The following is an 8,628-nucleotide window of genomic DNA, read 5'->3' on the forward strand; positions in this document are numbered from 1 at the left end:
ATATATACACGATATCAATAAAAACAATTTAAGTTTATTTAAATTTTATTTATTTCATATGCTATAATTTACTTACCTACAATAATAAAAATATCTAATATGTATTATTCAGTTTAACTAATCACAATATCATCTCTTCATTTACAATTAAGATATTTTCAATATAGTAATACTCAATTTTAATATAACGAAAAGGAGAATTTGATATGAACTATAATGAATTATTAAAATCTGCTAGAGAAAACTTTAATGGAAAGTGTAAAGTCTGTAAGATTTGTAATGGAGTAGCTTGTGCTGGAAATGTTCCTGGCATGGGAGGAAAAGGAAGTGGCTCTTCTTTTATAGAAAATAGAAGAAGCTTGGAAAGAGTAAAGATAAATATGAGAGTAATACATAATGTTTCAAATCCAGATACTACTATCGAGTTATTTGGTAAAAAAATGAGTGCTCCTATATTTGCTGCACCTGTATCAGGTACTATGTTAAATATGGGTGGTAAGATTTCTGAAAAAGAATATATCGAACCTGTTGTTAGAGGTTGCTCTAATTCTGGAATCTATGCCATGGTTGGCGATACTAATGTAGATACTTTTTTATTGAATAATTTAGATGTTTTAAAAGATAATGCTGGAAATGGAATTGTATTTATAAAACCTTGGAAAAATTCAAAGATAATAGAAAAAATTAGATTGTCTGAAGAGGCTGGTGCTTTTGCAGTTGGTGTAGACCTTGACGCTTGTGGATTGATTAATAATCAGCTTCAAGAAAATCCTTTTTCACCTAAGACAGTTGAAGAGATTAGAGAGTTGGTTGAAGCGACTAGATTGCCTTTTATAATAAAAGGGATTATGACTGTTGATGATGCTTTGATGGCTGTAGAGTCTGGAGCTAGTGCTATTGTTGTTTCAAATCACGGTGGAAGGGTGCTTGATTATACTCCTGGTACTTGTGAGGTACTTCCAGATATAGCTAATGCTGTAAAAGGAAAGATAACTATACTTGCTGATGGAGGTGTTAGAACTGGTGTTGATGTGGTCAAGATGCTAGGTTTGGGTGCTGATGCTGTTTTGATGGGAAGACCTTTTGTTACTGCTTCTTTTGGTGGTGGTCTTGATAGTGTTGAGTTTTTTATAGATAAGGTTAGGAATGAGTTATGTGAGACTATGATTTTGACTGGTTGTCAAGAGGTTAAGGATATTGATAGTAGGGTTATAGGGAAGTAATTATAAAATAGTTTTATAACATTCATATTTAAGTAGTATATCATTTCACATGTAAAAATAGTGTCTCATTTAAATTAAAAAATCAAATTGAGACACTATTTAATATGTTTTTTAGATTTTAATCCTATGAAAGAGTAGGGTCAGTTAGTCTACCCAATTTATCCCAAGTAGCTGGCCCAACTATTCCATCTGCAGATAAACCGTATTTTTTTTGGAAGCTTGCAACTGCATTATATGTATTACTTCCAAAAACACTATCTATACTTACACTATAACCAAGTAAATTTAACATAATTTGTGCAGCTTTAACTTCTTTTCCACTATCACCCTTACCTATAACTTTTGTTGTGCTTATAGTCAGATATTCATTACTCATAATTGTTATAGTTTTAGCACCTATGTTATAAGAAACAGTATAACGTGCATAAACACCTCCACTATTATCATCATTCATTAGATTAGCTGATTCTGGAACAAATATCTCATCATCTGGCTTAGGTTCTATATTTACATCTTCACAATTCTGTTTATGTTCATCTCTTATTTCTTGTGGCGCATTTTCATATGTATATATGTATCCAGAAAGAGTAAAAGAATCTATATTTTTCTCTGAAACAGCCTCCTTACTTCCTCCTTCTCCTTTACTTGTGTCAGCAAATGCTACACTTGTAAAAGTAAGCATTAAGCAACACATAATAGCTAATGTTTTTTTTGATTTTTTTAACATAAAATCCTCCTTATAATTATTTTATTAATTGATTATAATCATCCATACTTATTACTATTATGTCATAATCTCTAGGTATTTTACCTTGTGATTTGCATTCTTCTTCATAAAATTTCCTAATTTTATTTGGTGCATCTTTATAATAAATCTCTCGAATTGTATCACTTGTCTTATTCAATAAAAATTCGTTACTATTGCTGTTTGTTTCATCATTGCTCTTATCAACTTTAACCTGAGCATCAACTTCAATAAAAGATGTTATAGAAGTCATAAATACTAAAATAGCAATTAATATTCCACTTCTGCCTTTCTTCTTAACAATACTCTCAAGTCTCTTTTCTAAATTTGTCTTACTAAACTCTGTTGTCAAAATCCCACTCTGATAATTCTTACTCATCTTAATTGACTTTATAAGTGCTAATGCATATTCTTTCTTCTCTTTTAGAGAACAATCATTCAAAACACTTTCATCACAACATAATTCACACTCAATATTTATTCTATTGCTCATTATATAAACAAGTGGATTAAACCAATATATTATTTTCACAAATAATACAGCAAACTTTATTAAAATATCTTTGTTTTTAAAGTGCATCAATTCATGTCTTAAAATCCAATTTAACTCATCCTTACTATAAGGATAATCTGGTAAAAATATGTACGATTTAAATAATCCCATCCCTGCTGGACTTATAAGTTCATCGGAACCTCTTAATTCAATTTTCTTTTTTACATTTAACTCTTTCAATAAATCTTTATAAAGACAGTCAATATCATCATCTTCTATATCATAAGATACATCGACAACAAGATTTTTAAATTTTATATACTTTATAAATGTATACACTGCAATAACTATAGCTACAAATATCCATAAATAAGCTAAATACAACATAAAATTATTATCTGTAGGAACATTGATTTCTGTAATATTACTTCCTACTGGTGCATTGCTTTTAGATTCTTTTACTTCATACACTATTGTATAATTAAACAGAAAAAGCAACATTCTAAAGACTATTATTAACCAAATATAATAATTGAACTTTTTACTAAAATTCTTAAATAAATATCTTTTCAAAAATAATAATAGACAAATACCAATACTACATATAATAGTTGTCTGTATAAGATTTTCAAAAACTTGTATCATATAACTATTCATCCTTTAAATTATCAAAGTAATTTTCTAGAAAATCCAGCTTATTTTTATCTATAACTTCATCCTCATGTAAAGCTGAAATTAAACTTACCAAAGAATCATTATGTATATTACTTAGGAAATCCTTTGTCTCAAAGTTTAAATATTCCTGGTGCTTAACCACTATTGTGTAATGTGTATATCTGTCTATTTTTTGAGCATGTAAGAATTCTTTTTTTACTAGTCTTGATAAAAGTGTCAGTGTTGTAGTTTGTTTCCATCCATATTCTTGCTCCATTGCTTCAATAACATCTTTTGATGTTACTGTAGCATCTACTCTCCAAATAAATTTCATTACTTTCAGTTCTGCTTGTGGTATTTTTTTTATCATGATTTACACCTCCCCCAAAACTCTTTCTAACATAATTCTACAACAAGAGAATTTTTTAGTCAAATACTTTATGAAAAAATTGTGAATTTTTACATTTTATGTTAATTTTCTAATCTTTTTTAAAATATTAAAAGTTAGATTTAATAATATAATTCATTAAATCTTTTACTATATTGTTAATAACGACAATATATTAATATTTTTTATCTTGAGTAGTATCTAATATGAATATTCCTTTTTTACACACAAAGAACATTATAATACTTTTGGGGGAAATAAACTAGACTAATCTTTAAATTACTTTTGATATTAAATTTTTATGTATATTTTTTAAAAATCTCTTGTTTCAAAGCTAAAATACTTTCTTTATTTTACTACCACACTATAGTGTAAGTCAATTTATGCATAAATAAATTCTATCTCAATAGAGTCTTATATGCAAGAGAATTAGAGCAAACCTTTTCATCCAATTTTTACCATATAAGTTTTTTTAAATTCTTCTTTTTTCATACTCTGTCATTTTATAAAATTTTCTCTAGCCTAAATTAATGATAGGTGCTTTTTAATACACAACTATATACAAGTATTTCCATATAATTTATGCATTCATTTTGTTTTTTGAAGCAAAATATTTTTCATAATTTAAAATTTTTTTTATTTTCTCATAATAATATTGAATAATGGATTACATTCTAGTATTATATAGGTGTAGAATAAAACTAAATCGGCAAAACTAGAGAAATTTAGTGACGCAAAGCTATAGGGACTAAGACTTATAAAGTATCTTATGAGTTATGTCAGCCAGTTGCCAAAAAGATATTTTCTTTTTGTTTTTATGAAAGTTTTTTAGGGGGATGTAAAATGTTTATGGAAAAAATAGATACGTGTACACATGTATTAACTGCTTATATTAGTAGTTCACATGATTATTGTAATTTTATAGATACACAGCTAGATGATTTTATGCTAGAATACGGAGAAAATGTAGTAGAATCATATTTATATCAAGTGATGGTCTTGGTAAATAAGCATAATTAGATAGATTTTATTTTCTAGAAAATCCTTTTTAGTTTTATCTACTTTTAAATAATCTTATAATAAATGATACAAATTTAATTCAAGTATATTTATTTTTTATATTATAATCTTTATAGTTTTATTTTTTATAAAATTATATATAATGAAGATGTAAAATAATATCAAAAACAAAAGAAGAAACTACAATCTATTGCTCTAGAGTGAAGTTTCATAATCAACTGTAGTAAGCTATTTTTTATAACACTCAATTTTTATATCAAGCTCAAAATCACTCTTTCACTAAGAGTGACTTTTTACTTTTTGAGAAACAATATATATATCTTAAGAAACAATACTAAGGTATATAAATCTAACTGTTAAAATAACACTCTAAATAAAAACTCACTCATTTCTCTAACTCATTTCTTATTAATAGATTGATTGTAGAATATAAAACTATAAATATTTTCAAGAATATATAAAATAATTTGCCACCAAATTATAACTTATAGTAGCAATATGGTGGCAAATCAAACTTTTATTATATTCTATATATTGGAAACACTAGATTTTTGCTTTTTTAATCAATCTCTGACTTAAATGGAGTGTCATCAGCCTTTGCTATTCTGTATTCTTTATCAGTTATATAACCAAGTTCATGCATCTTATACAATACAGTCAACTGTCTCTTTTTAGCCTCTCCATGGTCAATATACCTAGCAGGATTATTGGTCATACCTGCAAGCATAGCACATTCAGCTAGGTTTAACTCTCCAACTTTTTTACCAAAATACACTTCAGCTCCTTTTGCAGCTCCATATGCATTTTTTCCTAGGTACATATTATTTAAATAAGCTTCAAGGATTTCATCTTTACTCATAATCTTATTCATCTGCTTTGCATTATACATATCCCTTATTTTTCTCTTCATAGTTTTATCGTCACTTGTAAGCAGATTTTTTGAAACTTGCATATCTATAGTACTTCCTCCTTGTGTTGTATCTGTAAACACATTATTAAGTACTGACCTAGCTAAAGAAATAACATCTACTCCTTTATGCTTATAAAATCTCTCATCTTCTATGGAAACTATAGCCTGTTTTAAGTCCTTTGGCATTTGTTTTATACTGACAACCTCACTACTTATATATTTAGACTTAATTAATTTCTTAGTAACTTCAGGTGAACCTTTTATAGCTGAAACTGTAAAAATTGCACCTGCAACTGAAAATATAATGAGTGCCACTAGCATAACAGATAATAATGCTCTAGCTATTTTAATTCTCTTTTGCTTTCTTCTTTTTTTACTTTTTAACTTTCTATCTCTTTGCTTGTACTCAACTCTTCGTCTATCTCTTTGACCATAATCTGTATTTAAAGGTCTTACATTATCTCTTGTAAAACTATCTCTTTTTATAATATTTTGTGAATCTACCTTTTCATTCATTCTTTTACTAGAGGCTGTCTGAGAATTTTTATTTTTTTTACTTGTTGAAGTATAAGAATGTTTAGATTTTTTATTACTATCTTTATTATTACTGACTTTTTTACGTCTTATTTTATTATTATCATCATCATTGTAATAACCCATTTTAGTCTCCCTTCTTTATATAAGGTACATTATACATTGTTCCACAAAATAAATCAAAGAACAAAATTGTAAGTTTAAGGGTCAATTTTATAAAGGATATTTTCACTAATTTTCTCTATATTTGCGATTAATATTCATCTTTTATTTTTAAAAATAGCTTTGCAGTTGCTAAAGTGTCACTATCAGCTCTATGAGCATTTATATTCTCTATATTGTAATAAGCACAAGCTGTTTCAAGCTTCTTATTTTTTCCTTTATAACTTTTACATTTTTTTAATAATTCTAGTGTACATATATAATTATTTATTGGCTCTAAGTCCAACTTTCTAAGATAGTAATTTAAAAACTTTAAATCAAATTTTGCATTATGTGCAATTATAGTTCTATCACCTATGTATTTTCTAAATCTAGGTAAAACCAACTCTAAAGACTCCTCTTTTTCTACCATTTCATTACTTATATGTGTCAATTCTGTTATAAATGAAGAAATTATACCCTTAGGTTTTATTAACCTCGAATAGTTTTTTACAATTTCGTCATTTTTTATTTCTGTTACTCCTATCTCTATTATTTCACAACCTTTATATGGATCTAATCCTGTAGTTTCTAAATCTACAACTACATATTCTTTCATATCTCTTCTCCTTATTATCAAATGGATATATTTATATTCTATATTTATACAATATACTAATCAATACTTAATTTTATATGATATATGAAATTTTTACAAATTTTACTAAATATACAGTAGATATTCCATTATGAATAAAGATTATTTTACTATAATAACTAAATTTTTATCTTATTATCACTTAATCTATTTTGATAAACATTATTATTTAATTCTTTATTGTTTAATTCTTTAAAATCTAAGCTTTTACATTGTTCATCATTTTCCCATATTCCTGCCTGCTTATTTCCATCACTTTTATATAATACACCTTTTCCATTTTTTTTATTATCTAAAAAATAGCCCTTATATATATCATTATTTGGATAAGTTAATTTTCCTAGACCATTTTTTAAACCATCTTTAAATTCCCCTGTATATATTGAACCATCTTTATAAGTATATTTACCTATTCCATGCATCTTATCATCTTTCCATAACCCTTCATATCTTTCCTTACTTGAAAAAATATATGTCCCAAATCCATTTTTCTTCCCATCAATAAACTCACCTTTATATAAATCTCCATTATCATATTTGAATACTTTTTCTCCCTTTAATTTCTTATCAATATTCTTATTTTTATCACTATTTCTATCTTGTGTATATGTTTTTTCTCTCCTTGTCTCAATTAAATCTCTATCATAACGAAAACCTTTTTTTGACTTATTTTTTATACTAGTTTTTTTCTTATTAATAAAAACTCTAGCTAATTGAATAAATATAAATGCAGACGATAAACATATAAATACACATACTATTGTTCTAAAATAACTAGTTATATTTTCCATAAAAAATCACCCTTTTATTTTCAAAATTTATTTAAAATACCGATTTAAAATACCTAATATAATATATATTTTTATTAGTTAGCATTTATACTCTTAAGACTATATATTAAGTAAATCTCATTTTAAAAGAATCTCTCTTAAAATAAACTAAGTACAATAAACACAGATAATTAATAGATACATATGAAATATCCTTGAATACTTCATATAAATATTTCTATATAAGGAAATAAAAAAGATGAACGCTAGAAAACAGAGTTCATCTTTTAATAAAAAAATATCTATTTAATAGTAATTAAAAGAAAATACCTATTTACTATTAAACATATTTTTTAAATTTATTTTATCTATTCTTTTATAAGAACCTTTACAACTTCTGATATATACATAGTATGATAATCTTTCTTTGGATACCACTTTTCATCATTTTCTTTAGCATCAAAGTTTTCTGGTGGCATAGTATCATGATATAATTTTTTACAAACCATAATCATATTAGCTTCTTCAAAAGCTACTGTATCGTCTACAAAATATGGTGTAAGTTCTGCTTTTTCTACTTTATTTATATCTCTACCAGAAATAGTACCACAAATATTTAAAGCTTCTCTGTATTTTTCATCAAAAAATGCAACTGTAAATGTGTCATTATTATCTACAAACTCTTTTGTATATCTCTGTGGTCTTATGTAAGTTGTTACAACATTTTTACTCCAATACACTCCAACACCACCCCAGCTTGCAGTCATTGTATTAAATTTGTCTGAGTTTCCTGCTGTTATAAGTAACCACTCTTTACCAATTTTAGTGAATGGATTAAATTGTAGCTCTTCAATTTTTACTTCTTTAAATCCCATAACTTCATCCTACCCTTCATCTTTTAATAAATAAGTTATTTGTTAAAAATTTAAATATATGCACTTTTATAATACAGCTTTTAAGATTATCTTCCATATTCATGTAAATTATAATACAACAAATCAATTACTTTCGCAAGAAGTAGTTTTTATATTTTTCAATCATAAAATGTCAATAAAATATATTAATTATAAAATATATAATACATTTTTTAAA

At 26.0% G+C, this 8,628-nt stretch carries 9 protein-coding genes and 1 riboswitch; of the genes, 2 read left to right on the top strand and 7 right to left on the bottom strand.

Features of this window, described 5'->3' with window-relative positions:
- Positions 1-206 precede the first annotated feature (206 nt).
- The gene (locus tag KGF52_RS19250) at positions 207-1,223 is read left to right on the top strand and encodes an alpha-hydroxy-acid oxidizing protein (protein ID WP_227841296.1); all 1,017 of its coding nucleotides are present in this window, start codon (positions 207-209) and stop codon (positions 1,221-1,223) included.
- A gap of 124 nt (positions 1,224-1,347) precedes the next feature.
- On the opposite strand, the gene KGF52_RS19255 is transcribed toward KGF52_RS19250, so the two are convergent.
- Genes KGF52_RS19255 through KGF52_RS19265 form a run of 3 tightly spaced genes read right to left on the bottom strand, consistent with a single transcriptional unit; the run spans position 1,348 to position 3,485 of the window.
- Positions 1,348-1,950, bottom strand: coding sequence for a peptidoglycan-binding protein (locus tag KGF52_RS19255; protein ID WP_227841297.1), 603 nt, complete (start codon positions 1,948-1,950; stop codon positions 1,348-1,350).
- Between the two features lie 16 nt (positions 1,951-1,966).
- Entirely contained in the window at positions 1,967-3,118 is a 1,152-nt protein-coding gene (locus KGF52_RS19260; RefSeq protein ID WP_227841298.1) for a M56 family metallopeptidase, read from the bottom strand.
- Positions 3,111-3,485, bottom strand: a complete 375-nt coding sequence (locus KGF52_RS19265; RefSeq protein ID WP_255612733.1) for a BlaI/MecI/CopY family transcriptional regulator — start codon at positions 3,483-3,485, stop codon at positions 3,111-3,113. The genes KGF52_RS19260 and KGF52_RS19265 overlap by 8 nt, the downstream gene beginning before the upstream one ends.
- Before the next feature lie 716 nt (positions 3,486-4,201).
- Positions 4,202-4,298: riboswitch (cyclic di-GMP riboswitch) on the top strand.
- A gap of 48 nt (positions 4,299-4,346) precedes the next feature.
- Between KGF52_RS19265 and KGF52_RS19270 the strand changes: the two genes are divergently transcribed.
- Positions 4,347-4,523: a hypothetical protein gene (locus KGF52_RS19270; RefSeq protein WP_227841299.1), complete on the top strand. Its 177-nt coding sequence runs from the start codon at positions 4,347-4,349 to the stop codon at positions 4,521-4,523.
- Positions 4,524-5,082: 559 nt separating this feature from the next.
- Here the strand turns inward: KGF52_RS19270 and KGF52_RS19275 are convergent.
- The 4 genes from KGF52_RS19275 to KGF52_RS19290 all read right to left on the bottom strand — a co-directional run bounded on the left by KGF52_RS19275 (position 5,083) and on the right by KGF52_RS19290 (position 8,411).
- Positions 5,083-6,093 carry a biosynthetic peptidoglycan transglycosylase gene (locus KGF52_RS19275; protein ID WP_227829294.1) on the bottom strand — a complete coding sequence of 337 codons (1,011 nt, stop codon included), beginning with the start codon at positions 6,091-6,093 and terminating at the stop codon, positions 5,083-5,085.
- 127 nt (positions 6,094-6,220) lie between these two features.
- Positions 6,221-6,727 (bottom strand): PolC-type DNA polymerase III, encoded by a 507-nt coding sequence (locus KGF52_RS19280; RefSeq protein WP_227841300.1) that lies wholly within the window; start codon positions 6,725-6,727, stop codon positions 6,221-6,223.
- Between the two features lie 158 nt (positions 6,728-6,885).
- Positions 6,886-7,557, bottom strand: a complete 672-nt coding sequence (locus KGF52_RS19285) for an MORN repeat-containing protein (RefSeq protein WP_227829296.1) — start codon at positions 7,555-7,557, stop codon at positions 6,886-6,888.
- A gap of 347 nt (positions 7,558-7,904) precedes the next feature.
- On the bottom strand, positions 7,905-8,411 hold the full coding sequence (locus KGF52_RS19290; RefSeq protein ID WP_227829297.1) for a flavin reductase: 507 nt from the start codon (positions 8,409-8,411) through the stop codon (positions 7,905-7,907).
- Between the last annotated feature and the right edge of the window lie 217 nt (positions 8,412-8,628).

Source organism: Clostridioides sp. ZZV15-6597, from assembly GCF_020657815.1.
Classification (GTDB): domain Bacteria; phylum Bacillota; class Clostridia; order Peptostreptococcales; family Peptostreptococcaceae; genus Clostridioides.

What these genes read in the sequence shown, in the direction of transcription:
- KGF52_RS19275 (WP_227829294.1), bottom strand. Translation starts at nt 6,093, where the DNA reads ATGGGTTATTACAATGATGATGATAATAATAAAATAAGACGTAAAAAA.
- KGF52_RS19255 (WP_227841297.1), bottom strand. Translation starts at nt 1,950, where the DNA reads ATGTTAAAAAAATCAAAAAAAACATTAGCTATTATGTGTTGCTTAATG.
- KGF52_RS19280 (WP_227841300.1), bottom strand. Translation starts at nt 6,727, where the DNA reads ATGAAAGAATATGTAGTTGTAGATTTAGAAACTACAGGATTAGATCCA.
- KGF52_RS19285 (WP_227829296.1), bottom strand. Translation starts at nt 7,557, where the DNA reads ATGGAAAATATAACTAGTTATTTTAGAACAATAGTATGTGTATTTATA.
- KGF52_RS19290 (WP_227829297.1), bottom strand. Translation starts at nt 8,411, where the DNA reads ATGGGATTTAAAGAAGTAAAAATTGAAGAGCTACAATTTAATCCATTC.
- KGF52_RS19260 (WP_227841298.1), bottom strand. Translation starts at nt 3,118, where the DNA reads ATGAATAGTTATATGATACAAGTTTTTGAAAATCTTATACAGACAACT.
- KGF52_RS19250 (WP_227841296.1), top strand. Translation starts at nt 207, where the DNA reads ATGAACTATAATGAATTATTAAAATCTGCTAGAGAAAACTTTAATGGA.
- KGF52_RS19265 (WP_255612733.1), bottom strand. Translation starts at nt 3,485, where the DNA reads ATGATAAAAAAAATACCACAAGCAGAACTGAAAGTAATGAAATTTATT.
- KGF52_RS19270 (WP_227841299.1), top strand. Translation starts at nt 4,347, where the DNA reads ATGTTTATGGAAAAAATAGATACGTGTACACATGTATTAACTGCTTAT.